Here is a 24,380-nt window from a genome sequence, read left to right as displayed (position 1 = left end):
ACGGGTTATTCCTTTACGAGCGGGCTGTCGTCCACTTCAACTTTTTCACCGGGGCGTGCGTGTTGCACGCCCTCGACGATGATGCGGTCGCCGGGCTTGAGGCCACTGGTAACGATCCAGCGATTGTCGACCACTGCACCCAACTCCACCGGCTGCTGGCTGACGGTCTGCTCGGCGTCCAGCAGCAACACCATCGGGATACCGGCGCTGTCACGGGTGATGGCGCGTTGCGGCACGCTGAGGCCTTGTTTGTCCACGGCCTGTTCCACGCGCACCCGCACAAAGCTGCCGGGCAACAGGTCGAGGTCCGGGTTGGGGAACTCGCTGCGCAGGATGATCTGCCCGGTGCCCGGGTCGACGCTGATGTCAGCGAAGAGCAATTTGCCTGGCAACGGGTACTGGCTGCCGTCGTCCTGGATCAAGGTAGCCTTGGCCTGGTCCTGGCCGACCTGCTTCAGGCTGCCGGCACGAAACGCACGACGCAGGTCATTCAACTCACGGGTGGACTGGGTGAGGTCGGCGTGGATCGGGTCCAGTTGCTGGATAATCGCCAGCGGCGTGGCTTCGTTCTGGCCGACCAGCGCGCCTTCGGTCACCAGGGCGCGGCCAATGCGCCCGGAAATCGGTGCGGTTACGGTGGCATAGCCCAGGTTCAGCCTGGCACGCTCGACGGCAGCCTTGTTGGCGGCCACTTCGGCGTTGGTCTGGCGCAGGGCGGCGCGGGCGTTGTCGTACTCCTGGCCGCTGATGGCGTTGCCTTCGACCAATTGGCTGTAGCGCTGTTCTTGCAGGCGCGCCTGGAACGCATTGGCCTCGGCCTTGCTCAGGTTGGCCAGGGCACTGTCCAGGTCGGCCTTGAACGGCGCCGGGTCAATACGGAACAACACGTCGCCTTGCTTGACGTCGTGGCCTTCGTTAAACACCCGCTGCATCACCACCCCTGCGACCCGGGCGCGTACCTCGGCGATACGCGGTGCGGCGATGCGCCCGCTCAGTTCGCTGGTAATAGAGAGGGGCTTGGCCTGCAGGGTTTCGATCCGCACTTTGGCCAGGGGCATTTGTGGCGTCTCGTCTGCCGACTGACCACACGCGCTCAGCGCCAGTGTGAGGGCCAACAGGCAAAACGGCGCAAATAGATTCTTCGACATGCTCTTATCCCAATATTGACTGGCGCATCCTAGAGGCACCTGCGCCGTGGTGCTGTGAAGCTGTGTAGCGGGTCTGTGAAGAAGTGTAAGGTACGGCGCACGTGGCGTCGGGGGCGTATATCCTTGCACAATCCTGCAACACACCAACAAACAGCATTATTTGGAAACACCATGCCCAACATCCTCCTGGTGGAAGACGACGCCGCACTCTCCGAGCTGATTGCCAGCTACCTGGAACGCAATGGCTACCACGTCAGCGTGCTCAGCCGTGGCGATCATGTACGCGAACGTGCACGCCTGAACCCGCCGGACCTTGTGATCCTCGACCTGATGCTGCCGGGCCTCGACGGCCTGCAGGTGTGCCGCTTGCTGCGCGCCGATTCTGCGGGCCTGCCGATCCTGATGCTGACCGCCCGCGATGACAGCCACGACCAGGTTCTGGGCCTTGAGATGGGCGCCGACGACTACGTGACCAAACCCTGCGAGCCGCGCGTATTGCTGGCCCGGGTGCGCACATTGCTGCGGCGCAGCAGCCTGTCCGAACCCCAGGTGGCCAGCGACCAGATCGTCATGGGCAACCTGTGCATCGACTTGTCCGAGCGCACCGTGACCTGGCGCGAACAGGCGGTGGAGCTGTCCAGCGGAGAATACAACCTGTTGGTGGTGCTGGCCCGGCATGCCGGCGAAGTGCTCAGCCGCGATCAGATCCTGCAACGCCTGCGCGGTATCGAGTTCAACGGTACCGACCGTTCGGTGGACGTGGCCATCTCCAAGCTGCGGCGCAAGTTCGACGACCATGCGGGCGAGGCGCGCAAGATCAAGACGGTGTGGGGCAAGGGGTATCTGTTCAGCCGTTCCGAGTGGGAATGCTGAACCATGTTTCGCGTACTGCTGCGCCTCTACCTGATCACCATCGTCACCTACAGTGCGGCGATTTACCTGATTCCCAAGCTGGTGATCCAGCTGTTCGAACACCGCTACATGAACTACAACATCGAACAGTCCCGCGGCCTGCAAAAACTCATGGTCAAGCAGTACCAGCGCGCACCGGTGGAGCGCTGGTCCCAGGTGACCGACCAGTTGAGCCGCGATTTTGCACCGTTGAAAGTGCAACTGTTGCTGCGCCAGGACGCCCGCTACACCCCTGAGGAAGAACAGTTACTGGAGCAAGGCAAACCGGTGATCCGCCTGGGCGAGTGGGGCTGGATGGAGGAAATCAGTTCGCCGATCAACCAGCAGTTCGCGGTCAAGCTGACCGTACCGCCAGACCCGTTGGACATGAACCTGCTGTACTGGTCGATGAACGTGCTGGTCGGCGCCGCCTTGTTGGCGTGCCTGCTGGTGTGGCTACGTCCGCACTGGCGTGACCTGGAACGTCTGAAAAGTACCGCCGCGCTATTGGGTAAGGGCCACTTGGAGGCCCGTACGGGGCTTGCACCCAGCTCCAGCATCGGCGGCCTGGCGGCGGTGTTCGACACCATGGCCGACGATATCGAGCATCTCTTGAACCAGCAGCGCGACTTGCTCAATGCGGTCTCCCATGAACTGCGCACGCCGCTTACCCGCCTGGATTTCGGGCTGGCCCTGGCGCTTTCCGAAGACTTGCCCCTGGCCAGCCGCGAGCGTCTGCAAAGCCTGGTGGCGCATATTCGGGAGTTGGATGAATTGGTGCTGGAATTGCTGTCTTACAGCCGCCTGCAAAACCCGGCGCAATTGCCCGAGCGGGTAGAGGTAGCGCTCGACGAGTTTATCGACAGCGTGTTGGGCAGCGTCGACGATGAGTTGGAAAACCCCGAGATCGTCATCGATGTGGCGCTTGATTGTGCCGTTGAGCGCTTCAGCCTCGACCCGCGTCTGACTGCCCGAGCCTTGCAGAACCTGCTGCGCAATGCGACGCGCTACTGCGACAAGCGCATCCAGGTGGGCGTGCGCGTATGCCCCAAAGGCTGTGAAATCTGGGTGGACGACGATGGCATCGGCATACCGGCTGACCAGCGCGAGCGCATCTTCGAGCCGTTCTACCGCCTCGACCGCAGCCGCGACCGCGCAACCGGCGGCTTTGGCCTGGGCCTGGCGATCAGCCGGCGCGCCCTGGAGGCCCAGGGCGGCACCTTGACGGCCTTGGCGTCGCCCCTGGGTGGGGCGCGGTTTCGTGTGTGGCTGCCTAACCTTTCGTGATCAAAGTACTTTGACTGCTCGGCCGATCCCGTGAATCGGCCCGGTGGGTTTGCCGGTAGGCGAGCCATTGGGCCCTTCCAGCGTCAGTTCAAACAACTGGTTCGGCGCCAGCGGCGGCAGCTTGTCCAGGGGCACCGACAAGGTCTGCCCAGGCTTGACCAGGCCCAGGGATACGGGACCCTGCCAGCCATCGGCCTTGGTCCAGAACTCCAGGGCTTTGTCTGCGGGAATCTCCATCACCCCCAATGGGATCAACTGGATCTGCCGATTATCACTGGCCTGCACCACCCAGCCCGGTGCCTGGCTTTGTGGCGCCATCAGCACCACCACGAAGCTGGGTGCGGTCATGGGCGGGCGCGTCAGTAATAAAGCCGCCAGCACCACGCTTGCCATCAGGCCGACGGCAGAAAGCCCGCGCCAGAACGCCAGCAGGTTCCACCACGCCACGCCCGTTTCGGCGATTTTGATGCGGCGTTCAATGCGCCGCCACAGCTGTGCCGAAGGCGGCACCGGTTGCGCCAGCGCCACCAGAGGCAACAGACGCTGCTCCCAGGCATCCACCGCTGCGCGCAGTGCCGCATCATGGGCCAGGCGTTGTTGTACCTCAGCGCGCTGTTCGGCGGGCAGGGTCCCCAGCACGTATTCACTGGCCAGTTCATCCAGGCTGTCGTTCATGCCATGCACTCGCGCAAGGCGGCGAGGCTGCGTTTGATCCAGGCTTTGACCGTGCCCAGCGGGGTACTGAGTTTTTGCGCGATTTCGCTGTGGGAGTAACCGTCCACATACGCGTGCAGAATGCAGGTGCGACGCGTCGGGTCGAGCCGTTCCAGGCACTGGTGGATCTGCCCGGAGCGTGCGGCAAACTCGATGGACTGGGCCGGCTCTGCCAGCGGCTCGTACTGATCGTCCAATGGCACGTCACGCCCGGCGCTGCGTACCAGGTCCAGGGCCAGGTGGCGGGTCACGCTGAACACCCAACCCCGTGCGGAGCCTCGCAGGGGGTCGAAACTGTGTGCGCCGTGCCAGATCTTGATAAAGGCGTCATGCACGATGTCCTCGGCCAGTGCCTTGTTGCGGGTAATGCGCAGCGCCACACCGAGCAAGCGGCTGCTGTCCTGCTCATAGAGCTGGTGCAGGGCGCGATGATCGCCGCGGGCGCAGGCTAACAGGCACACTTGATAATCAAAGATGAGTTCAGCCAAACCAGAATTCCTGCCACTGAGGAGACGTCTACGCGTGGTAGGCGCGAGGTTGCTCGCGCCTACCTGGCCAGCGTAGCTGAGTTTGCTCAGTTGGCGGCCCAGAAGAGGTAGTCCGCCTGGTATTTCACCATTTCCTTGGCGCCTTTGTTCGCCGTGGTGCAGGGCGCAGCCGGAGCGACCCCGCCTTTGAGCGCAACCCGCTGGATATACACCACGCCACTCATTGCACCTTTGCCCTCGGCTGGATTGGCCTTGACCAGTTGATAGGGCAGGTTGCCGGGGCTCGACGGCGCCACGGCCAATTGCGTGCCGGTGATGGTCGAGCCGTCCTTGGCCTGCCACGTGGCGGGTGGGCCGAAGTAGGTGCCGACCTGCTGGCCATTACGGTCGTTCAACACGGCTTTAGGGCCGACGAAGGTCCACTCGGTCTGGCCGGCAGCGTTGGCCTTGTCGCGGCATTCATAGGTGATTTCGCCGACCCCGGTGGTGTGCATCGCTACCTTGTGGCCATCGGGCACCTTGATGCTGTCCGGCAGGCCCGCCTGGGCAAACGCCGACGGTGCGGCGAGGAGCAAGCTGGACAGGCACAGCAGTGTTTTAGCGTTCATGGTGTTTCTCCATTGGGTAGAACAGCAGGGTTACGTTGATGACTACGGCCCAGGCCCGACCATTGGATGCAGTTTTGTGCAAAAAAATTGGAGTTTCCAAAAAGGCATAAACTCAGATCGCATCGGTATAAGTGGTTATAAGAAAAATCGCTATCCTGCGGCCAGAAATTTATAAGGCCGCGGGTAGCTGGAATGGATGTAGGTAATATTGGTTTCGTGGTTGCCGGCTTGATCGTGGGGTTTATCGTGGGCATGACGGGGGTGGGCGGCGGTTCGCTGATGACCCCGATCCTGCTGTGGTTTGGCATCAACCCGGCCACCGCGGTGGGCACCGACCTGCTGTACGCTGCCATTACCAAGTCCGGTGGCGTGCTGGTGCACAGCAAGAACAAGAACATCGACTGGACCATCACTGGCTGGCTCACCCTGGGCAGCGTGCCGGCAGTGTTGCTGACGTTATGGTTCCTGGCCAGCTTGCACACCGACCCCAGTGCGATGAACGCGGTGATCAAGCAGGCCCTTGGCGTGGTATTGCTGCTGACGGCCCTGGCGATCCTGTTCAAGAAAAGCCTGTTGGCGTTTGCCCAGCGTCATGCTGGCGATTCCTACCATCTGCGCCCGCGCAATCTGAATGCGCTCACTGTTGTGACAGGTGCGATCCTTGGCACCATGGTGGCCCTGACCTCGATCGGCGCCGGCGCTCTGGGCACGGTGGCGCTGTTTATCCTGTACCCGTTCCTGGCCACGCGGCGCCTGGTTGGCACCGAGATCGCCCATGCCGTGCCCCTGACATTGGTGGCGGGCCTGGGCCATGCCAGCATGGGGAACATGGACTGGCATCTGCTGGGCTTTTTGCTGATGGGGTCGCTGCCGGGGATCTACATGGGCAGCCATATGACCGGCAGGATTCCCGACGGGGTACTGCGGCCGTGCCTGGCGGTGATGTTGATGGCGGTGGGGTACAAGTTGGCGTTCTGAGCACGTGGCCTGACACCCCACGTTCCAAATGTGGGAGCTGGCTTGCCTGCGAAGGCGGTCTCACAGTCGACACCGTTATACCGAGTACATATCCATCCCTGTCGATTCCGGCCAGCGTGGTTTAACGGGGCGCCTAAGATCAAGATCAAAAGCAGATCAAGATCAAGAGCTACTCGCTTCGCATCGTGGGTACGCTTGGTGCTGGTCGCAACTGTTGCTCCAGCAACAGCAGATCCACAAACTGCTGCGATCCCAGACACTGGCAAGCCATCGCTTCAATCCCCCTTTTTTTCCGCAACCCCCAGGCTACGGGCATTTGCCTGCCCCTGGCACGCTTGCTGCCTAAGCACTGGTACATCCCCTGTGCGAGGTACCGTCCGATGAGTCAGCAAGCCGTGAAATTTGCCTATTGGGTACCCAACGTCAGCGGTGGGTTGGTCGTCAGCAAGATTGAACAACGCACCCACTGGAGCATCGAGTACAACCGCAAGCTGGCGCAACTGGCGGAGGCGGCGGGTTTTGAGTATGGCTTGACCCAGATTCGCTTCACCGCAGGTTACGGTGCCGAGAACCAGCATGAGTCCGTGGCGTTCAGCCATGCGTTACTCGCGGCGACTACCACCCTCAAGGTCATCGCGGCGATCCTGCCCGGGCCGTGGCAACCGGCGTTGGCGGCCAAGCAATTGGCGACCATCGACCAACTGACCAATGGCCGTATCGCGGTGAATATCGTCAGTGGTTGGTTCAAGGGCGAGTTCCAGGCCATTGGCGAGCATTGGTTGGAGCATGATGAGCGCTATCGGCGTTCCGAAGAGTTTATCCGCGCCCTCAAAGGCATCTGGACCCAGGACGATTTCACCTTCAAGGGCGATTTCTATCGTTTCAACCAATACACCCTCAAGCCCAAGCCCCTGGGCCAGCCGGAGATCTTCCAGGGCGGCAGTTCGCGGGCGGCTCGGGACATGGCGGCGCGGGTGTCGGATTGGTATTTCACCAATGGCAACACGCCTGAAGGCGTCAAGGCCCAGGTCGATGATATTCGTGCCAAGGCCGCTGCCAACCACCATTCGGTGAAGGTGGGCGTGAACGCCTTTGTGATCGCCCGCGACACGGAAGAGGAGGCTCGGGCGGTGCTGGCGCAGATCATCGACCAAGCCGACCCGGAGGCGGTCAACGCCTTTGGTGACGCAGCCAGGCAAGCGGGCAAGGCGTCGCCGGAGGGCGAGGGGAACTGGGCCAAGTCCAGCTTTGAGGACCTGGTGCAATACAACGATGGCTTCAAGACCAACCTGATCGGCACGCCGCAGCAGATCGCCGAGCGCATCGTGGCACTCAAGGCCGTGGGTGTGGACTTGGTGCTGGCAGGCTTTCTGCACTTCCAGGAAGAAGTGCAGTATTTCGGCAAACGTGTATTGCCGCTGGTGCGCGAGCTTGAGGCCAAGGCCACTGTAGGAGCGAGCTCGCTCGCGAAAAACGTCAACGAAGAAGTGGGTAGCCTGGTTTAACGCGTAGTCCTTGAGGCCTTCGCGAGCAAGCTCGCTCCTACAGGGTGTGAAGGTTTTGAGGGGTTTGCAAGGTCAGCACTTCAAACCCGTCCGCCGTCACCGCCACGGTATGTTCCCATTGCGCCGAGAGGCTGTTGTCCTTGGTGACCACCGTCCAGCCGTCTTTCAGGCTGCGGGTTTTGGCGCTGCCCTGGTTAAGCATCGGTTCGATGGTAAACACCATGCCTTCGCGCAATTCCAGGCCGGTGCCAGGCCGGCCGAAGTGCAGAATTTGCGGTTCTTCGTGCATTTGCCGGCCAATGCCGTGGCCGCAGTATTCGCGCACCACGCTGTAGCCGTTGGCTTGCGCATGGCTCTGGATGGCATGGCCGATATCGCCCAGACGCGCCCCGGGCTTGACCTGGCGTATACCGGCCCACATCGCCTCGAAGGTCATGTCCACCAGGCGCCTGGCCTTGGGCGTCACGTTGCCGATCATGTACATCTTGCTGGCGTCGGCAATGAAGCCGCCTTTTTCCAGGGTGATGTCGATGTTGATGATGTCGCCGTCCTTGAGTATTTGCTTGGCGCTGGGCATGCCGTGGCACACCACTTCGTTGATCGAGGTGTTGATGCAGAAGGGGTAGTCGTACTGCCCCAGGCTGGCAGGGCGGGCCTTGAGGTCATTGCGGATGAAGGCTTCGACGGCGCTGTCCAGCTCCAGGGTAGAGCGGCCGGCGGCGACGAAGCCGTCGAGCATGTCGAAGACTTGCGCCAACAGACGCCCGGCTTCACGCATCACGGCCAACTGTGCGGGAGTCTTGATCATCAACTGCGCCCCCGGATCAGGTCGGGTTTGTCCAGCAACAGCTTGTTGATCAGCTCGTTGTAGGGCAGGTGCGGGTTGAGTTCGGCGAGCAGGCCGATCTTGATCCAGAACTCGGCTTGGGCGTTGATGGAGCGGTCCATGGCGGCGCTGGCCAGGCGCAGTTGTTCGTGCAGCTGATCGGTGATCTTGACGATGCCCATAAGGTTCACTGTGTTTAATTGATATACGAATCGTATATGGTTCGTATGTCGATCGCAAACCTCCTTCGGCTAAACGGTGATGGGTTGATGGGTTGCGATAGGTTGCCGAAAAAAGGATCTCCACCTAAACGCCGGTTCCCACGCTGCGGGTTAAACGTTTAATCGATGTAGTTCGACGAGGATGCCAAACAAGCCGTTTTCTTTAATATGAGCAAGCGGTTTGCTTATGAGGAAAGGTTACAACCACCACGGTTTTTGCCGAGTAGGCTTACTGATTGAAAGCGTCTTCCAGGGTTGGCAAGACGTGGCAGGCAAGTGCCTGTCGGATACATATAACTGTTGGCAGTCTCAAAAAAGGAGAGGTTAGCCATGCTTTCAGAACTAGAGCTTCGCAGCATTATTGAAGGAAGTTTCCTGCCTAAACGGTGCGAATGCACCAAAGCCGAAGATGCCTCGTTGACGATCAGGGTCTACGACGATCGCGACCGGGATCGGGTGGATTTGGAAGTCAAAGGTATCCACCCTGACAAGCTCGACAGCAGCCGAGCGATTTGCAACCTGATCACCGGGTTGCGTGAAGACCTCAAGCAAAGCCACGCACCGGTACTGCAACGAGCCGGCGCTCGCGGTTATCACTAGCGGATGCTTGAGTGCAAGTTGACCCATGGGCCTGGTAGTTGCCAGGCCCAATGTTGACATCCTTCCTGTTTACCAACGCGCTCTTACGCCGAAATTGCCACTGACACCCTCAAAGTTGTTGTCGTCCAGTTGGGTGCCATAGTTACCCTCCATATAAACACTGACCGTGGATGACAATTGAGCCACAACACCGATGCCCATATCAGCCGTGGAGGACTTGTGATCGCTCTTGATCCGGTCCACCCCGTCGAACGTCACCGTGTCGCTACCGCCGAAGGTGTGCCAGACATTCGCCCGTAGGTACGGCTCCACGGGCGTGTTGCTGACCAGATAGCGACCCTTGAGCCGTGCGCCGATGCGGCCGGTCCAATACTCCTGGGAGTCGAAAGAGACCTTGGAAATGCCGTCGTGCTGGTTATCCAGATCGATCTTCTGGCCGATGACCTGGGCCTGAGGTTCCATCTCCCAATGCTCGGACAGCCTGAACGGGTAGCCGGCCTCGGCGGAGAACGCCAGGGCGTGGCCCTTGGTATCCATCTTCACCCCTCGGTCGGACTTGTTGTCGCCATCCAGGCGGGTACCCATGGCCACCAGGTCGACGTACCAGCCGGTCGGATCGGTGAGTGTCCAGTAGGCACCGAAGTTGTCGCCGTCGAGTTTGACCCGCCCGGAGCGATGGTTCTGCCAGCCCATTGCAAAGCCCTTCACGTCGCCGCGCAGGCGGCTCTGGCCGATAAAGAGGCCAAGGCGTTGCGTCTGCCCGCCGCTGGTTTCGGCGGCGTAAAGGTCATGGCCAACCTGATAGCCCTTGACCGTGCCGTCAAAACTCGGCGCCACGCTGCCCGACCAGCTTTTGTTGAAATCACTGCCATAGGCGCGGCCCCAACCTGCCGGCACTGCACCGGTATCGGTCAGCAGGCTTTGCTCGCCCTGGCGTTCATGGAAGGTGCCCAGCGCCTGCAACGTCATCAGTTGCGCAGCGGGGATGTCTACGGAGTAGACCGGAACTTCCAGGCGATACAGTGGAATCGGCGCGGCACCCGCCACGGCGGTGGGAAGTACAGGGTTACTCGCCGCCGATTGCGGCGACGTGGCTGCAGCGACTTGGCTGGGCGGTGGCGCGGCAGGCTCTATTGGGGGTTGCGGTTGCGCAGTGGGCGGTTCCACGGAAGGTTCATCCGAGTCCACTACAGGGGGAGTGGCGGGGATCGGCGGCACCGGCACCACCACGGCCGGTGTCGGTGGTACGGGTGGGACCGCCGGCGGTTGCACGGCCACCACTGAGGAACGAAGGAACCAGCTGTCTTTCGTATTGGCAAGGGTGCCGCCCTTGAACAGCAGGTATTCATACGCCCCGGCGGAGACCGAGCCCTTCAAGGCAAACGCATCGTTGCTGCTGATGGCGCCGTTGAGTGCCTGGACCACTTCGATGCCGTTGTTCTGAGTCAGCCCGCCGATACCGCCGAGGTTGCTGACACTCAGTTGGGTGTGACCGCTGATGTTGCCGTCGGACACTACCAGCTTGTCGGTGGCAGAGTTTTCGTCGCCGAGTACGGTTTGCAGATGCAACTGGCCGTTGTTGCCCACGTAGTTGCCATGCACCGTCAACACGCTGGTAGCGCTGTTGTCAGCGGTCATGTCGACAGTGCCGGTGTTGTTGAGCGTCGCCAGTTGCCCGGCGGTGTAGGGGCGGATGCTGCCTTGGGTCACGGCCAGGGTACTGCTGCCGTCGATGTTGAACGTGCCGGTATTGCTGCCACTGTCACCGAGGAAAAAATCCCCGGCCAGATTCAGGCGTGAGTGGTTGGTGAGGTTGACGGTCTCCCAGCCGATATAGCGGGCCGCAGTGCTGGATGTCGTTGTGTCGAAGGTCAATTGATCGTTGCCCAGGCCACCATCGACGGAGGGTTTGGTGGCCAGCAGGCTTTCATTCAAACCGCGCAGCAGGGCGGTGTCGTCACCATCGCCCATCAACACCGAGGACTTGATCTGCCCACCGTCAAGCCACCGGAAAGTGTCGTTGCCGACGCTGGCACGGATCTCACCACTGATCACGCCGCCACTCACGGTAATGCTGTCGTCACCACCGCTGGTGCTGATATTGCCGCCGATGCTGCCAGCGGAAATGATGATGGTGTCAGTATCAAAACCGGTGACCAGGTTGCCCAGGATGGCGCCTCCGGACATGTCATAAAGGTTCTTGTCCAGCTTCATATTCACTCGGCCAATGGTGCCACCGCTCTGGTAGGCCACATCGCCGTCCTCAAAGGCATCGACGATGGTGCCTCCCTCCATCCTGAAGGTGTCGAGCCCATCGCCCTGGAACAGCGCCTGTATTTGCCCTCCGAGCATGACGAAGTCATCGATGCCAGCCCCTTGTTGCACCGCGCCGGTGATCTGCCCGGACTCTATGCGCACCGTATCCACGCCAGGGCCAAAGGTGACATTACCGTTGATGGTGCCGGTGCCGCCTGCGGGGAGGGTCAGATGGTTATCCCCGGAAAGGTCGGTAAGGCCGGGACTGCTGCCGCTGTCGCACGTATAGGTATCGTTACCGGTTCCCGGGGTGAGAACGCAGGCGGCGGGGGAGGGTTGAGGGATCATGTACTGCAATGAAATGAGGCCGACAGCTAAAACGGCCCGGGTCGAGAAACCACTGGGCTTTTGCATGGGTGTGTCCTGAGTTTGTTGTAATAACTGCTCCTGTTTTTGGGTTTAGCACAGTTTTCCAGTAGCGCAATTTTTTATGCATGGCGCGCAGGCCACGGAATACGTGGCCTGCGTGATGGCACTTTGGGTTTTTGCCCGCTCAGCTCAAGCCAGTTGTTGACGATAGGGCAGGTCTGGGCCGGTCTTGCCGCAGGTCAGTGCGGCAGCCCGGATCGCGAAGCCCAGCATGGCGTCGATCTGCTCGCGGCTCAGTCGTTGCAGCCCTTCAACCGAATCCAACTGCTGTTCCGTCAGCCACGCAATCAGCGCCGCCTGGAAGGTGTCACCAGCGCCCACCGTATCGGCCATCACCACCTTGACCGCAGGTTGCGACCAGCTGCCATGCTGGCGGCTGAACACCGACGCACCGTCGCCACCACGGGTGAGGAACACCAGTTGGCAGCGGTGTTGCAGCCAGCCTTGCAGCACGCTTTCCGGTGTCTGGTCGGGGTAGAGCAGGTGCAGGTCTTCGTCGCTGACCTTGATCAGGTCGGCGTGTTGCACCAGCTCTGCGACGCGGGCGCGCCACAGGTGGATATCGGGCTGCGGGTTAAGGCGCACGTTGGGGTCGAGGCTGATCAGACGCTTGCCGCTTTCACGCTTGACCAGGCTGAGCAGGGTGTCACCAATCGGTTGCACCACCAGCGAAAACGAGCCCACATGCAGCCCGCGAATCTCATCGCCCAAAGGCGGCAGGTGGGTCAGTTGCAATTGCCGGTCGGCGCAGCCTTCGCCGCGAAAGCTGTACTGCGGCGAGCCATTGGCGCCCACGGCCACCATCGCCAGAGTGGTCGGCGCGTCGAACGCCACCAGAAAGCGTTCGCTGATACCTTCGTCATTCAGGACCTGCTGCAAGCGCCGTCCGAGGTAATCGGTGGACAGACCGGCGAAGAGCCCCGACTCGATCCCCAGGCGGCGCAAACCCACCGCGACGTTGAACGGCGAGCCACCGGCAATCGCCTTGTAGTTGAGCTTGGCGGCCTGCCCGCTGGCATCCTCCTCGCTGAAGAAATCAAACAGCGCTTCACCACACACCAGATACATAGTTGCTCGCTCTCAAAGGGTTGCCACGTGCTGTTGATAACGCTCATACGCCTGTTGATAAGCGCTGACATTGGCCGCCACGGGTAAGGTGCGGCTGGCCGGGTCAATGCTCACGCATTTGTCGCACAGGCTGGCCAGCGGTTCGCCGCTCTGGCACCACGCCGCCTGGATCGCCGCGCCCAGGGCGGCCGCCTCGCTCTGTTCGGTACACACCACTTCGGTGTGCATGATATCGGCGACCATCTGCCGCCACAGCGGGCTTTTCGAGCCGCCCCCGATCAGGCGGATGCTCTGGCTTTGCAGGCCGGTCTGGCGCAGCAGGTCCAGGCCATAACGCAGGCCGAAGGTGGTGCCTTCGACCACCGCGCGGCACAGGTTGGCACGGGTCAGGTTGGTCATGGTCAGGCCCTGCAGGCTGCCGGTGGCGTGGGGCAGGGCGGGCACGCGTTCGCCGTTGAGGAACGGCAGCATGCTCACCCCATCGGCCCCGATGGATGCCTGTTCGACCAGCGCGTTGAAGGCATCGAGGTCCAGTTCGAACAGCTCGCGAATCACCCCGGTGGCGTTAGTCAGGTTCATGGTGCAGATCAGCGGCAGCCAGCCGCCGCTGGAGGAGCAGAAGGTCGCCACCGAGGCCTGGGGACTGACGTTGGGCTGGTCGGCAAAGGCATACACGGTGCCCGATGAGCCCAGGCTCATGGTGATCACGCCGGGGGCGATATTGCCGGTGCCAATGGCGCCCATCATATTGTCGCCGCCACCACTGGACACCACCGCGTTGGGGTTGATGCCCAGGCGCTCGGCAATGGCCGGCAGGATCGTGCCCACCGCTTGGTCGGCTTCGATCAACGGCGGGAGCGCTGCCTCCAGGCGTCCGCTGGGGTCGATGTGCCTGAGCAGCGCCACATCCCAGGTGCGGCTGCGCACGTCAAAGTAACCGGTGCCCGAGGCGTCGCCGTACTCGGCGCAGGCGCGGCCGGTGAGCCAGTAGTTGAGGTAGTCGTGGGGCAGCAGGATATGGGCGATGCGCGCGAACACGTCCGGATGCTGCTCGCGGGTCCAGAGCAGTTTCGACACCGTGTACCCCGGTGCGATTGCAACGCCCAGGCGCTCCAGCGAGCCGCTTTCGCCGCCAAGGTGTGCCAGCAGGCGCTCGTTCTCCGGCGCGGTTTCGGTGTCGCACCACAACTTGGCCGGGCGCAACACTTCACCTTGTTCGTCCAGTAGCACCAGGCCATGTTGCTGGCCGGATACGCCGATGCCGAGGATGTCCTGGCCGTCCACCCCGGCTTGTTGCAGGGCGCGGTGGGTGGCTTCGGTGAAGGCGTCCAGCCATTCCTGGGTGTGTTGTTCACGCCGGCCGTTGGCGCCGCTGATCAAGGTGTGCGCGGCGGCGCCCAGGCCCAGCACCTTGCCGCTGGAGGCGTCGAGGACGATGGCCTTGGTGCCTTGGGTGCCGCAGTCGATTCCGAGGAACAGGTTTTGCTGGGTCATGATGGAGTGCTCAGCATTATTATTGGGTTGAAAATACGGTCGATGTGGGAGCTGGCTTGCCTGCGATAGCGGTCCGGCAGTCATCACAGGGTTTACTGGACCACCGCTATCGCAGGCAAGCCAGCTCCCACCTGTTTAATCCGGTTTGTTCAGCAGGTTTTGTAGTGTGGTGGTGACGCCTTTGTCGCGCAGGCTTGCATAACACCGCTCGAACGCTGCCACAAACGCCGCCGACTTGGGAATAGCTGTGCCAAAAATCTCTTCCACCCCCAGCAACCGCTGGCTGATCAGCGCGTCATCGCTCACCAGGTCCTGGCAGAACGCTGCCCGCGGATCCGGGATGCTGTAGCGCACGCCGTTTTCATCCACACCTTTCAAGTACAGCGCCCAGGCCGCCACCACCAGGGCGGCACGGTCCGTGTCGCGGCCGTCGGCAATCAGGCGGTTGATGGTCGGCACGGTGAACTTGGGAAACTTCGATGAACCGTCGGAGCACACGCGCTCCAATTGGTCGGCAATCGCCTGGTTGGAAAAGCGTTCCACCAGGGTCTGCTTGTATTCGGTCAGGTCGATACCAGGTACCGGCGCCAGGTTCGGCGTGACGTCCAGGTCCATGTAGGCGCGCATATACGCCACGAACAGGGGGTCGTTCATGGTCTCGTGAACGAACCGGTAGCCCTTGAGGAACCCCAGGTACGTGAGGGCCAGGTGGCTGCCGTTGAGCAGGCCGATCTTCATTTCTTCATAAGGCGTGACGTCATCGGTGAACTGTACGCCGACCTTTTCCCAGGCCGGGCGGCCGTTGACGAATTTGTCTTCCAGCACCCACTGCACAAACGGCTCGCACACCACCGGCCAGGCATCGTCGATCCCGTGCTGGTCATGCAGTTGCAGGCGGTGGGCGGTGCTGGTCATGGGCGTGATGCGGTCAACCATGGCGTTCGGGAAGCTCACGTTGGCCTTGATCCAGTCATGCAGGCCCGCGTCGTGCAGGGCGGCGAAGGCCAGCAAGGCCTTGCGGGTGACGGCGCCGTTGTGAGGCAAATTATCGCAGGACATCACCGTAAAGGCCGGGGTGCCAGCGGCGCGACGCTGGGTCAGCGCGGCGCAGATAAAACCGAACACGGTTTTCGGCACTCTCGGGTGCGCCAGGTCATGCTGGATCTGCGGCAGGTGGGCCATGAACTCGCCGTTGCTGTCGTCGATGCAGTAACCGCCTTCGGTGATGGTCAGCGAGACGATGCGGATCTGGGGGCTGGCAAGTTTATCGATCAGCGCCTGGGCGCCGTCTTCGGCCAGCAGCATGTCGCTGATCGAGCCGATCACGCGCACTTGCGTGTCGTCGGTGTCGCCCAGTTCATACAGGGTGAACAAATAATCCTGGCCGGCCAGGTCATCGCGGGCCTTGCGGTCTTCACTGCGCAGGCCGACGCCGCAGATGCCCCAGTCCAGGCCTTCGCCAGTGTTCATCAGGGCATCAGTGTAAAACGCCTGGTGCGCACGGTGGAAACCGCCGACGCCAATGTGCGCGATGCCCTGGCGGGTGTCGGCAATCGCATAGGCAGGCAACTGCACTTGGGGCGCCAGTTGGGTAAGGTTGGTTTTATTCAATTTCATCTGGAAATACTCACGGAATCAGGCGGCAGCGCGCAGTGGACGGGCCACGGCTACGCCATCGGTGTCGAACAGATGGCAGTGCGCCGGGTCCAGGTGCAACTGCAGCGTTTCGCCGTATTGGCTGGCCATGTCGCCACGGATACGCATGGTCAGCGGTTCGCCGTTGCGGGTGATGACGTGGCAGAAGGTGTCGCTGCCCAGGCGCTCGCCAACGTCAGCGGTCACGGTCAGGGTGGTTTGCCCTTGCGCGGCGATTTCCAGATGTTCCGGGCGAATGCCCAGGGTTACCGCGCTGCCCACGCTCAGGGTGGCGCCGCTCAACGGCAGGCTGATCAGGGTGCCGGCGTCCAGTTGCACCTCGCAGCCTTGGCTGTCGACGCGGGTGACCTGGCCCTTGAGGAAACCCATCTTCGGCGTGCCGAGAAAACCGGCCACAAACAGGTTGGCTGGCTGGTGGTACAGCTCCAGCGGCGAGCCGACCTGTTCGATGCGCCCACTGTTGAGCACCACCACCTTGTCGGCCAGGGTCATGGCTTCGACCTGGTCGTGGGTCACGTAGATCATGGTCGCTTGCAGTTCTTTATGCAGGCGCGCCAGCTCCAGGCGCATCTGCACACGCAGGGCGGCGTCGAGGTTGGACAGCGGTTCGTCGAACAGGAAGATCTTCGGATTACGCACAATCGCTCGGCCAATCGCCACGCGCTGGCGCTGGCCACCCGAGAGTTGCTTGGGCTTGCGCTCCAGCAAAGGCCCCAGCTCAAGGATGCGTGCCGCTTCGCTGACTTTGCTCTCGACCAGCTTCTTGTCGACGCCCGCCAGGTCCAGGGCAAACGACATGTTCTTGCGCACGCTCATGTGCGGGTACAGCGCGTAGGTCTGGAACACCATGGCCAGGTCGCGCTTGGCCGGGGTGACTTCGGTGATGTCGCGGCCATCGAGTTCGATGGTGCCGTCGCTGACTTCTTCCAGGCCGGCGATCAGGCGCAGCAAGGTGGACTTGCCACAGCCCGACGGGCCGACGAACACCACGAATTCCTTGTCGTTCACTTCCAGGTCGATGCCCTTGATGATGGAAAAACCTTCAAAGCCTTTTTGCAGATTCTTGATTTTCAGGTTGGCCATGATGGGCCCTCCGCTGGGAATTATTATTTGACGGCGCCAAAGGACAAACCGCGTACCAACTGCTTCTGGCTGATCCAGCCAAAGATCAGGATCGGCGCGCAGGCGAGGGTCGAGACGGCGGACAGCTTGGCCCAGAACAAGCCTTCGGGGCTGGAGTAAGAGGCGATCAAGGCGGTCAGCGGCGCGGCGCTGGAGGAGGTCAGGTTCAGCGACCAGAAGGCCTCGTTCCAGCACAGGATCAACGACAGCAGTACCGTGGACGCCAGGCCACCCTTGGCAATCGGCAGCAGCACGCGCACCATTTCCTGCCACAGGGTGGCGCCGTCCAGGCGGGCGGCTTCGAGGATGTCCTTGGGGATGTCCTTGAAGTAGGTGTACACCATCCACACCACAATCGGCAGGTTGATCAGGGTGTAGATGATGATCAGCGCAATGCGCGTATCCAACAGGCCAAAGCTCTTGGCCAGCAGGTAGATCGGCATCAGTACGCCCACCGGCGGCAGCATCTTGGTGGACAGCATCCACAGCAGCGTGCCCTTGGTGCGCTGGGTTTCGTAGAACGCCATGGAGTAGGCGGCCGGTACCGAAATCAGCAGGCACAGGGCGGTGGCGCTGAACGAAATCACCACCGAGTTCCAGGCGTAGGCAAAGTAGTTGCTGCGCTCGTTGATGTGCAGGTAGTTCTCCAGCGTCGGCGTGAAGATGAACTGCGGCGGCGTGGCGAACGCGTCGATTTCGGTCTTGAAACTGGTCAGCACCATCCAGAAGATCGGGAAGAAAATCAGGATCGCAATGGCCCAGGCCAGCGTGCCGAGCAACAGGCTTTGCAGGCGGCGGGATTGTTGAAGCGTCATGGCGCGGCCCTCAAGGTTTGTCAGTCAGATTTTTGCCAATCATCCGCACCAGGATGATCGCCGCGATATTGGCGATGACCACGGCAATCAAGCCGCCGGCCGAGGCCATGCCTACGTCGAACTGCACCAGCGCCTGGTTGTAGATCAGGTAGGCGAGGTTGGTCGAGGCGTAGCCGGGGCCACCGTTGGTGGTGGTGAAGATTTCGGCGAACACCGAGAGCAGGAAGATGGTTTCGATCATCACCACCACGGCAATCGGGCGGGCCAGGTGGGGCAGGGTCAGGTGCCAGAAAATCGCAATGGCGCCGGCACCGTCCAGGCGTGCCGCTTCCTTTTGCTCTTGGTCTAGCGACTGCATCGCGGTCATCAGCAGCAGGATCGCAAAGGGCAGCCATTGCCACGACACAATGATGATGATCGACAGCAGCGGGTAATGCGCCAGCCAGTCCACCGGCTCGGCGCCAAAGAACTTCCACACGGCGGCGAGAATCCCCGACACCGGGTGAAAAATCAGGTTCTTCCAGATCAGCGCGCCCACCGTGGGCATGATGAAGAACGGCGAAATCAGCATCACCCTGACGATGCCGCGCCCCAGGAACTCACTGGCCTCCAGCAGCGCACTGATCAACACGCCGAACACCACGCTGATCAGCAAGACGCTGCCCACCAGCAACAGGGTATTGGTGGCGCCGGGCAGGAACCCCGAATCGGTGATGAAGTAGCTGAAGTTTTCCAGCCCCACGAATTGGTTTTCGCCGGGGTAGAGCAGGTTGTAGCGGATCAGCGAAAAGTACAGGGTCATGCCCAGCGGCACGATCATCCACAGCAGCAACAAGGCCACCGAGGGGCTGACGAGAAACCAGCCGGGGTTGGCCAGGCGGTTTTTTGGAGGTGTATTCATGGTGATCAGAACCAGTCAGATGCCTACAGAACCTGTGTCGGAGCGCGGTCACTGTGGGAGCTGGCTTGCCTGCGATGGTATCGCCTCGGTACTACTGATAGACCGAGTTGTTTCCATCGCAGGCAAGCCAGCTCCCACAAAAGCCCTGCTCCTACATTTGCGCGGGTGAAGCTGGGTTACTTGGGGTAACCAGCCCGCTTCATTTCCCGCTCGGTGGTGGTCTGCGCGGCGGTCAACGCAGCATCGACGCTCTGCTGACCGGTCAACGCGCCCGAGAAGAACTTGCCCACCTGAGTACCAATCGCCTGGAATTCAGGAATGGTCACCAACTGGATACCGATATACGGCACCGGCTTCTCGGTCGGCTTGGTCGGGTCCGCCACTTTCAGCGATTCCAGCGTCACCTTGGCGAACGGCGCGGCCTTCATGTATTCATCGCTGTAGGTGGATTGGCGCGTACCTGGCGGCACATTGGCGATGCCATCGGTCTTGGCCACGAGCTGGCCGTATTCCTTGGAGGTGGCCCAACTGGTGAACACCTTGGCGGCGTCCTTGGCCTTGGAACTGGTGGGGATCGCCAGGCTCCAGGAGTACAGCCACGAGGTGCCCTTATCGGTTTTCTCATGGGGCGCGAAAGTAAAGCCCACATGGTCTGCGACCTTGCTCTGGCTCTTGTCGGTAACAAACGAGCCGGCCACGCTGGCATCCACCCAGATCGCGCACTTGCCGCTGTTGAACAGCGCCAGGTTTTCGTTGAAACCGTTGCTGGAGGCACCCGGCGGGCCGGATTTTTTCATGTTGTCGACGTAGAAGTTCAGCGCGTTCTTCCACTCGGGGCCGTTGAATTCTGGCTGCCACTTCTCATCGAACCAGCGCGCGCCGAAGCCGTTGGCCAGGGTGGTGATCAGCGCCATGTTCTCACCCCAACCGGCTTTGCCGCGCAGGCACAGGCCGTATTGCTCTTTGGACTTGTCGGTGAGTTTGGCGGCGAATTCGCCGATCTGGCTCCAGGTTGGGTGCTCAGGCATGCTCAGCCCGGCGTCCTTGAACAGGTCGGTGCGGTAATAGGTGATCGAGCTTTCGGCATAGAACGGCAGGGCGTACAACGAGCCCTTGACCGACAAACCGTCACGCACCGAAGGGAACACATCGTCGAGGTCGTAGGAAGCCGGCAAGTCCTTCATCGGCTCCAGCCACCCCTTGGCGCCCCAGAGTGCGGCTTCGTACATGCCGATGGTCAACACATCGAACTGCCCGCCTTGTGTGGCGATGTCGGTGGTCAGGCGTTGGCGCAGCACGTTTTCTTCGAGCACCACCCAGTTCAACTTAATCTCCGGATGCTCGGCCTCGAAGGTTTTCGAGAGCTTCTGCATGCGGATCATGTCGCTGTTATTGACGGTGGCAATGGTCAGGGTTTGCGCGCCAAGGCTGACGGCGCTGAGGGTCATGCAGGTACAGGCAAGCAATGCTTTTGCTGTGAACTTCATCGCGCACTCCATTTCCGCGCCCAGAGGGCTACAGAAGGACGGTTATTGTTGTTGTGTCTTCCTACGAGAAGTCAGGAAGAGTGTGCGTTGATTACAGCCTTCAAAAGCGGCGGTGACAAATCCTTGGGCGCACGCTCACTGATACTTTTTTGCACTCATCGACCACCTGATCGTTCCCACGCTCCGCGTGGCAACGTCGCTAGGGACGCTCTGCGTCCCGGGGTGACGCAGAGCGTCACGGTATGCATTCCCACGCAGAGCGCGGGAACGATCCTCAGTGCAGTGCTTAACGCTTGATCGTTCCCACGCTCCGCGTGGTAACGCCGCTTGGGACGCTCTGCGTCCCCAGGTGACGCAGAGCGTCACGGAATGCATGCCCACGCAAAGCGCGGGAACGATCCTCAGTGCAGTGCTTAACGCTTGATCGTTCCCACGCTCCGCGTGGTAACACCGCTTGGGACGCTCTGCGTCCCCGAGTGATGCAGAGCGTCACGGAATGCATGCCCACGCGGAGCGCGGCAACGATCGATGCCGTCTTTAACGGTGAATAGCACGCTGGGTGCTGGATCGTTTGGGGGATTTGGGGTGGGTTTGATCATGGTGAAACTCCTGATTTAAGTGGAGCTGCCACCCTTTCGCCGCGACGCTATGGGGTGGTAGCCGTACGCAGGTTCGCGGACCGGAATCAGGAAACCGGCATACCCGAAGGTATCCCGCGCACAGCCACCATGAAGCCGCACAGTAGACGATAAAAAAACGCCGACTAAAAGCGGAAATGGCACTTTGCATCTGATTAAACCGGGCCGCGACGCCCGACGCTGCCTGTGCAGCGGTGTACGGAGACTAGAGATCGAGTGTCCTAGGGGCAACCTCAAAGCCTTGTAAGACGTTTCTGTTTCCCACCACCTAGATGAACGATCAACCTCAAGCCAAATTCTGCTCAGTCAGCCGCTGCACCGCCAACCGCCGATAGTGAGACGGCGTCATCCCCTTAAGCTGCTGAAACCGCCGATTAAAGTTGGAAATATTATTAAACCCCGACTCAAAGCACACATCCGTCACGGCCTTGTCCCCATCGGCCAGCAATTCACAGGACTTGCTGATGCGCAGCCGATTGACGAATTCAATAAAAGTCCGCCCGGTCGCCTGTTTGAACACCCTGGAAAAATACGTCGGCTTCATCCCCAGGTACTCCGCCACTTCTTCCAACGGCAGCTCTCGGGCGTAGTGGGCAAAGATGTAGTCCACTGCGCGGTTGGTGCGGTCGATGCTGTGTTCGTCGGCTTGCTGTGGCGTGGTGACGCCGGACAGTAACTGGTAGTCCTCACAGGCGCTCAACACCTCCAGCAAGATAAAGAAGTGCCCCAGGCGTGCCATGCCTTGGGCGTCTTCGATGCGTTGCATCAGGGTCATGGCGTTGGCGATGGTTTTTTTGCAGCGAAATTCGATGCCGTATTGCGCACGTTCAAGCAGCGGCGCCAGGCTTTTGAGTTCGGTGAAGATGTGGCTGCCGTGTTCGAACAACTCATCGGTGAAGTTCACCAGCATGTCACGCTTGGGCACCACTTCATCTTCCTCCACCTGGCTGATCCAGTTATGGGGCAGGTTGGGGCCGGTGAGGAACAGGCTTTCCGGGTAGAAGTTGCCGATGTAGTCGCCGATAAACACCTTGCCGGAGCTGGCGACGATCAGGTGCAGTTCGTATTCCTTGTGGAAGTGCCAGCGCACCAACGGGCAGGGGAAGCCATGCTGACGATAGATGATGGACAGACCGTTGTGATCGTCCATCAACTCGTAGGAAGGGTCGGTGATGCGCGTTGCTCGGGTCATGCTGCCGTCGCTTTATTGTGGTCGCTGCGTAGGATAATGCCCCGTCGCGCGCGACCTCGCCAGCAGCAGTGTTTATAGGGTGCGGTTTTTGGCCTCGATCCACTGGGACATGTACTGGGTACTTTTATGCGCGTGATGGCGCAGCATGCTGCCGGTGAAGTTGTCCCGGCGATGGGCGGCGAGGCTGCTGCGGCAACGTTCCAGGCATTCCACCAAGGCGGGCCCGTGCACGTCCTGGTCATAGCGTCGGGCCAGGAGTTGGCGCCCATGCTCCTGGGCTTGAGTCCAGCGCTCGCGGTTTTGGTAAAGGGCCACGGCAGCGGCGGCCAGGGCCGGGGCGTCCTGTGCGATCTCGCCGGGCCAGGGCTGGTCATCGCCCATGGCTTCGGCGCCGATCGGGGTGGTGACATTGGGTGTGCCGCACAGCATGGCGTCCACCAACTTGCCCTTGATGCCGGCGCCAAAGCGCAGTGGCGCCAGGCAAATACGCGCCGCCGTCATGACTTGCAAGGCATCTTCGGCCCAGTTCATCACATGAAAACCCTGTGCCGGGTTGTGCAGGGCGGTGGCTTTGGGCGGGGTGTAGGCGCCGTAGATGTGCAACTGCGCGCCCGGCAACTGTTGGCGGATCAGCGGCCACAGGCTGTGCTTCATCCACAGCACTGCGTCCCAATTGGGCGCGTGGCGGAAGTTGCCGATGCTGAGGAAATGCGCACGGTCTTCAAAGGGCGCAAAGGCTGCAGTGGGCGGTTGCAGCATCAAGGGGCACCAGTGGAGCAGGGCGGCAGGCACCTTGAACTGTTCGGTGAGCAGGCGGATTTCCACGTCGGAGATCATCAGGCTGATGTCGCAGCGGTAAATCGCGGCGATTTCGCGCTTGGCCAGGTCGGTATCGGCCATGCGCTGGAATTCGTCCTCCAGCGCCGGCGCGAACAGGGCGCTGAAGTCGTCGCTGTCGGGGTTGGCTTTTACTTGTTCTTTGAAACGCTGGTGGCGGGCGTCGCGCAGGCTTTGCAGGTCGGAGGTTTCCAGCACGCGCAGGGCGTCGGGGCAGCATTGTTCTACGCGCCAGCCGAATTGCTCCTCCATCATGAAACGGTCGAACAGCACGATATCCGGGGCCAGTTCGCGAATAAAGTCGTCGAAACTGCTGTTATTCAGTTCGATGGCGCGTTCGGCCATCCCGAGTGCCGGCAAGTCGGCCTTGTGCTCGCCAATGGTGGCCGGGCTGCTGAAGGTAATGTCCCAACCTTGCGTAAGAAAGCTCTCAAGGATTTGCATCATATGCCCGCCCGCTGCCGAGGAGCGGGGCTCGGGCCAGACGTAGCCAATGACCAGGACTTTGGTGGCGGGCTGATTCATCGACGAAGGTTTCCTTGAAGGGCAGGCGCAAAGCGCGCAATTAAACCACAACCTCAGGACATGACAATTTGTGTCTGGCGGTAGGTAGCTTCGGCACTTTGTGGTTAACTTCCGCCTCTCGAATTCGTTTAACCAAACCCAGCATAAGGATTCCGTTCATGGCTCAAGTCACCCTTAAAGGCAACCCGGTCCAGGTTGAAGGCCAATTGCCGAAAGTCGGCGCCAAAGCTGCAGACTTCACCCTGACCGCCGGCGATCTGTCCAACGCCACCCTGGCTACCTTTGCCGGCAAGCGCAAAGTGCTGAACATCTTCCCAAGCGTTGACACCCCAACCTGCGCCACTTCGGTGCGCAAGTTCAACGCCCAGGCCAACGATGTGGCCAACACCGTGGTGCTGTGCATCTCCTCCGACCTGCCATTCGCCCAAGCGCGTTTCTGTGGTTCCGAAGGCCTGGAAAACGTTAAGAACCTGTCGGATTTCCGCAATGCCGACTTCGCCGTCGACTATGGTGTTTCCATCGCTGACGGCCCGCTGCAGGGCCTGACCGCTCGCGCTGTCGTGGTGCTGGATGAAAACGACAACGTGCTGCACAGCGAGTTGGTCAAGGAAATCGCTGAAGAGCCAAACTACGACGCCGCCCTGGCTGTGTTGAAGTAACTGTTTCTACGTATGACTGTCGTTTGGCAGTAACA

General features: G+C 61.0%; 22 protein-coding genes. 6 read left to right on the top strand and 16 right to left on the bottom strand.

Annotation, left to right across the window (positions count from 1 at the left end):
* Positions 1-5 precede the first annotated feature (5 nt).
* Positions 6-1,148: an efflux RND transporter periplasmic adaptor subunit gene (locus BMH52_RS00290; RefSeq protein WP_072434077.1), complete on the bottom strand. Its 1,143-nt coding sequence runs from the start codon at positions 1,146-1,148 to the stop codon at positions 6-8.
* A 171-nt stretch (positions 1,149-1,319) separates the two neighbouring features.
* Here BMH52_RS00290 and BMH52_RS00285 point away from each other — a divergent pair, with 171 nt between their 5' ends.
* Together BMH52_RS00285 and BMH52_RS00280 are read left to right on the top strand one after the other, a co-directional pair.
* Positions 1,320-2,021, top strand: a complete 702-nt coding sequence (locus tag BMH52_RS00285; RefSeq protein ID WP_003190934.1) for a response regulator transcription factor — start codon at positions 1,320-1,322, stop codon at positions 2,019-2,021.
* Between the two features lie 3 nt (positions 2,022-2,024).
* Positions 2,025-3,326: an ATP-binding protein gene (locus BMH52_RS00280; RefSeq protein WP_019816856.1), complete on the top strand. Its 1,302-nt coding sequence runs from the start codon at positions 2,025-2,027 to the stop codon at positions 3,324-3,326.
* On the opposite strand, the gene BMH52_RS00275 is transcribed toward BMH52_RS00280, so the two are convergent.
* The 3 genes from BMH52_RS00275 to BMH52_RS00265 form a co-directional block, all read right to left on the bottom strand.
* A complete protein-coding gene (locus tag BMH52_RS00275) occupies positions 3,327-4,001 on the bottom strand; it encodes an anti-sigma factor domain-containing protein (protein WP_014718712.1) in 675 nt (224 codons plus the stop codon).
* Complete coding sequence (locus BMH52_RS00270) at positions 3,998-4,528, bottom strand: sigma-70 family RNA polymerase sigma factor (protein ID WP_073842492.1); 531 nt, start codon at positions 4,526-4,528, stop codon at positions 3,998-4,000. Before BMH52_RS00270 ends, BMH52_RS00275 begins: the two co-directional genes overlap by 4 nt.
* An 86-nt stretch (positions 4,529-4,614) precedes the next feature.
* Positions 4,615-5,136 carry a DUF3455 domain-containing protein gene (locus BMH52_RS00265; protein ID WP_014718710.1) on the bottom strand — a complete coding sequence of 174 codons (522 nt, stop codon included), beginning with the start codon at positions 5,134-5,136 and terminating at the stop codon, positions 4,615-4,617.
* Positions 5,137-5,328: 192 nt separating this feature from the next.
* Here BMH52_RS00265 and BMH52_RS00260 point away from each other — a divergent pair, with 192 nt between their 5' ends.
* Positions 5,329-6,114 (top strand): sulfite exporter TauE/SafE family protein, encoded by a 786-nt coding sequence (locus tag BMH52_RS00260; RefSeq protein WP_014718709.1) that lies wholly within the window; start codon positions 5,329-5,331, stop codon positions 6,112-6,114.
* A gap of 380 nt (positions 6,115-6,494) precedes the next feature.
* Positions 6,495-7,619 carry a dimethylsulfone monooxygenase SfnG gene (gene sfnG, locus BMH52_RS00255; protein WP_073842490.1) on the top strand — a complete coding sequence of 375 codons (1,125 nt, stop codon included), beginning with the start codon at positions 6,495-6,497 and terminating at the stop codon, positions 7,617-7,619.
* A 37-nt stretch (positions 7,620-7,656) separates the two neighbouring features.
* Here sfnG and map read toward each other — a convergent pair whose 3' ends face one another.
* Both map and BMH52_RS00245 read right to left on the bottom strand, forming a co-directional pair.
* Positions 7,657-8,427, bottom strand: coding sequence for a type I methionyl aminopeptidase (map, locus tag BMH52_RS00250; protein WP_073842488.1), 771 nt, complete (start codon positions 8,425-8,427; stop codon positions 7,657-7,659).
* Positions 8,427-8,627: a ParD-like family protein gene (locus BMH52_RS00245; protein WP_003190946.1), complete on the bottom strand. Its 201-nt coding sequence runs from the start codon at positions 8,625-8,627 to the stop codon at positions 8,427-8,429. Before BMH52_RS00245 ends, map begins: the two co-directional genes overlap by 1 nt.
* Positions 8,628-8,996: 369 nt before the next feature.
* Between BMH52_RS00245 and BMH52_RS00240 the strand changes: the two genes are divergently transcribed.
* Positions 8,997-9,266: a DUF1652 domain-containing protein gene (locus tag BMH52_RS00240; RefSeq protein ID WP_014718706.1), complete on the top strand. Its 270-nt coding sequence runs from the start codon at positions 8,997-8,999 to the stop codon at positions 9,264-9,266.
* Between the two features lie 69 nt (positions 9,267-9,335).
* Here BMH52_RS00240 and BMH52_RS00235 read toward each other — a convergent pair whose 3' ends face one another.
* The 10 genes from BMH52_RS00235 to BMH52_RS00190 all read right to left on the bottom strand — a co-directional run bounded on the left by BMH52_RS00235 (position 9,336) and on the right by BMH52_RS00190 (position 23,686).
* Positions 9,336-11,936: an autotransporter outer membrane beta-barrel domain-containing protein gene (locus tag BMH52_RS00235; protein ID WP_073842486.1), complete on the bottom strand. Its 2,601-nt coding sequence runs from the start codon at positions 11,934-11,936 to the stop codon at positions 9,336-9,338.
* Positions 11,937-12,080: 144 nt separating this feature from the next.
* Complete coding sequence (locus tag BMH52_RS00230; RefSeq protein WP_072434081.1) at positions 12,081-13,019, bottom strand: carbohydrate kinase; 939 nt, start codon at positions 13,017-13,019, stop codon at positions 12,081-12,083.
* A gap of 12 nt (positions 13,020-13,031) precedes the next feature.
* Positions 13,032-14,513 carry a xylulokinase gene (gene xylB, locus BMH52_RS00225; RefSeq protein ID WP_072434082.1) on the bottom strand — a complete coding sequence of 494 codons (1,482 nt, stop codon included), beginning with the start codon at positions 14,511-14,513 and terminating at the stop codon, positions 13,032-13,034.
* Between the two features lie 135 nt (positions 14,514-14,648).
* On the bottom strand, positions 14,649-16,130 hold the full coding sequence (locus tag BMH52_RS00220) for a mannitol dehydrogenase family protein (RefSeq protein WP_072434083.1): 1,482 nt from the start codon (positions 16,128-16,130) through the stop codon (positions 14,649-14,651).
* Positions 16,131-16,148: 18 nt separating this feature from the next.
* Positions 16,149-17,252, bottom strand: a complete 1,104-nt coding sequence (locus BMH52_RS00215; RefSeq protein WP_072434084.1) for an ABC transporter ATP-binding protein — start codon at positions 17,250-17,252, stop codon at positions 16,149-16,151.
* Between the two features lie 23 nt (positions 17,253-17,275).
* Positions 17,276-18,106, bottom strand: coding sequence for a carbohydrate ABC transporter permease (locus BMH52_RS00210; protein WP_005788583.1), 831 nt, complete (start codon positions 18,104-18,106; stop codon positions 17,276-17,278).
* Positions 18,107-18,116: 10 nt separating this feature from the next.
* Positions 18,117-19,007: a carbohydrate ABC transporter permease gene (locus tag BMH52_RS00205; protein WP_034127650.1), complete on the bottom strand. Its 891-nt coding sequence runs from the start codon at positions 19,005-19,007 to the stop codon at positions 18,117-18,119.
* 176 nt (positions 19,008-19,183) lie between these two features.
* Positions 19,184-20,494: a sugar ABC transporter substrate-binding protein gene (locus BMH52_RS00200; protein WP_072434085.1), complete on the bottom strand. Its 1,311-nt coding sequence runs from the start codon at positions 20,492-20,494 to the stop codon at positions 19,184-19,186.
* A 924-nt stretch (positions 20,495-21,418) separates the two neighbouring features.
* Positions 21,419-22,324, bottom strand: coding sequence for an AraC family transcriptional regulator (locus tag BMH52_RS00195; protein WP_014718698.1), 906 nt, complete (start codon positions 22,322-22,324; stop codon positions 21,419-21,421).
* Positions 22,325-22,396: 72 nt separating this feature from the next.
* The gene (locus tag BMH52_RS00190) at positions 22,397-23,686 is read right to left on the bottom strand and encodes a glycosyltransferase (protein ID WP_073842484.1); all 1,290 of its coding nucleotides are present in this window, start codon (positions 23,684-23,686) and stop codon (positions 22,397-22,399) included.
* A 158-nt stretch (positions 23,687-23,844) separates the two neighbouring features.
* Between BMH52_RS00190 and tpx the strand changes: the two genes are divergently transcribed.
* Entirely contained in the window at positions 23,845-24,345 is a 501-nt protein-coding gene (gene tpx / locus BMH52_RS00185) for a thiol peroxidase (RefSeq protein ID WP_014718696.1), read from the top strand.
* Positions 24,346-24,380: the final 35 nt, after the last annotated feature.

This window comes from Pseudomonas sp. BTN1 (genome assembly GCF_001907715.1).
Classification (GTDB): domain Bacteria; phylum Pseudomonadota; class Gammaproteobacteria; order Pseudomonadales; family Pseudomonadaceae; genus Aquipseudomonas; species Aquipseudomonas paracarnis.
The sequence above is the reverse complement of the archived record's forward strand: the minus strand, read 5'-3'. Positions and strand labels throughout refer to the sequence as shown.

Coding starts and splice junctions, on each gene's coding strand:
- BMH52_RS00290 (WP_072434077.1), bottom strand. CDS start 1,148: ATGTCGAAGAATCTATTTGCGCCGTTTTGCCTGTTGGCCCTCACACTG.
- BMH52_RS00285 (WP_003190934.1), top strand. CDS start 1,320: ATGCCCAACATCCTCCTGGTGGAAGACGACGCCGCACTCTCCGAGCTG.
- BMH52_RS00280 (WP_019816856.1), top strand. CDS start 2,025: ATGTTTCGCGTACTGCTGCGCCTCTACCTGATCACCATCGTCACCTAC.
- BMH52_RS00275 (WP_014718712.1), bottom strand. CDS start 4,001: ATGAACGACAGCCTGGATGAACTGGCCAGTGAATACGTGCTGGGGACC.
- BMH52_RS00265 (WP_014718710.1), bottom strand. CDS start 5,136: ATGAACGCTAAAACACTGCTGTGCCTGTCCAGCTTGCTCCTCGCCGCA.
- BMH52_RS00260 (WP_014718709.1), top strand. CDS start 5,329: ATGGATGTAGGTAATATTGGTTTCGTGGTTGCCGGCTTGATCGTGGGG.
- sfnG (WP_073842490.1), top strand. CDS start 6,495: ATGAGTCAGCAAGCCGTGAAATTTGCCTATTGGGTACCCAACGTCAGC.
- map (WP_073842488.1), bottom strand. CDS start 8,427: ATGATCAAGACTCCCGCACAGTTGGCCGTGATGCGTGAAGCCGGGCGT.
- BMH52_RS00245 (WP_003190946.1), bottom strand. CDS start 8,627: ATGGGCATCGTCAAGATCACCGATCAGCTGCACGAACAACTGCGCCTG.
- BMH52_RS00240 (WP_014718706.1), top strand. CDS start 8,997: ATGCTTTCAGAACTAGAGCTTCGCAGCATTATTGAAGGAAGTTTCCTG.
- BMH52_RS00235 (WP_073842486.1), bottom strand. CDS start 11,936: ATGCAAAAGCCCAGTGGTTTCTCGACCCGGGCCGTTTTAGCTGTCGGC.
- BMH52_RS00230 (WP_072434081.1), bottom strand. CDS start 13,019: ATGTATCTGGTGTGTGGTGAAGCGCTGTTTGATTTCTTCAGCGAGGAG.
- xylB (WP_072434082.1), bottom strand. CDS start 14,513: ATGACCCAGCAAAACCTGTTCCTCGGAATCGACTGCGGCACCCAAGGC.
- BMH52_RS00220 (WP_072434083.1), bottom strand. CDS start 16,130: ATGAAATTGAATAAAACCAACCTTACCCAACTGGCGCCCCAAGTGCAG.
- BMH52_RS00215 (WP_072434084.1), bottom strand. CDS start 17,252: ATGGCCAACCTGAAAATCAAGAATCTGCAAAAAGGCTTTGAAGGTTTT.
- BMH52_RS00210 (WP_005788583.1), bottom strand. CDS start 18,106: ATGACGCTTCAACAATCCCGCCGCCTGCAAAGCCTGTTGCTCGGCACG.
- BMH52_RS00205 (WP_034127650.1), bottom strand. CDS start 19,007: ATGAATACACCTCCAAAAAACCGCCTGGCCAACCCCGGCTGGTTTCTC.
- BMH52_RS00200 (WP_072434085.1), bottom strand. CDS start 20,494: ATGAAGTTCACAGCAAAAGCATTGCTTGCCTGTACCTGCATGACCCTC.
- BMH52_RS00195 (WP_014718698.1), bottom strand. CDS start 22,324: ATGACCCGAGCAACGCGCATCACCGACCCTTCCTACGAGTTGATGGAC.
- BMH52_RS00190 (WP_073842484.1), bottom strand. CDS start 23,686: ATGAATCAGCCCGCCACCAAAGTCCTGGTCATTGGCTACGTCTGGCCC.
- tpx (WP_014718696.1), top strand. CDS start 23,845: ATGGCTCAAGTCACCCTTAAAGGCAACCCGGTCCAGGTTGAAGGCCAA.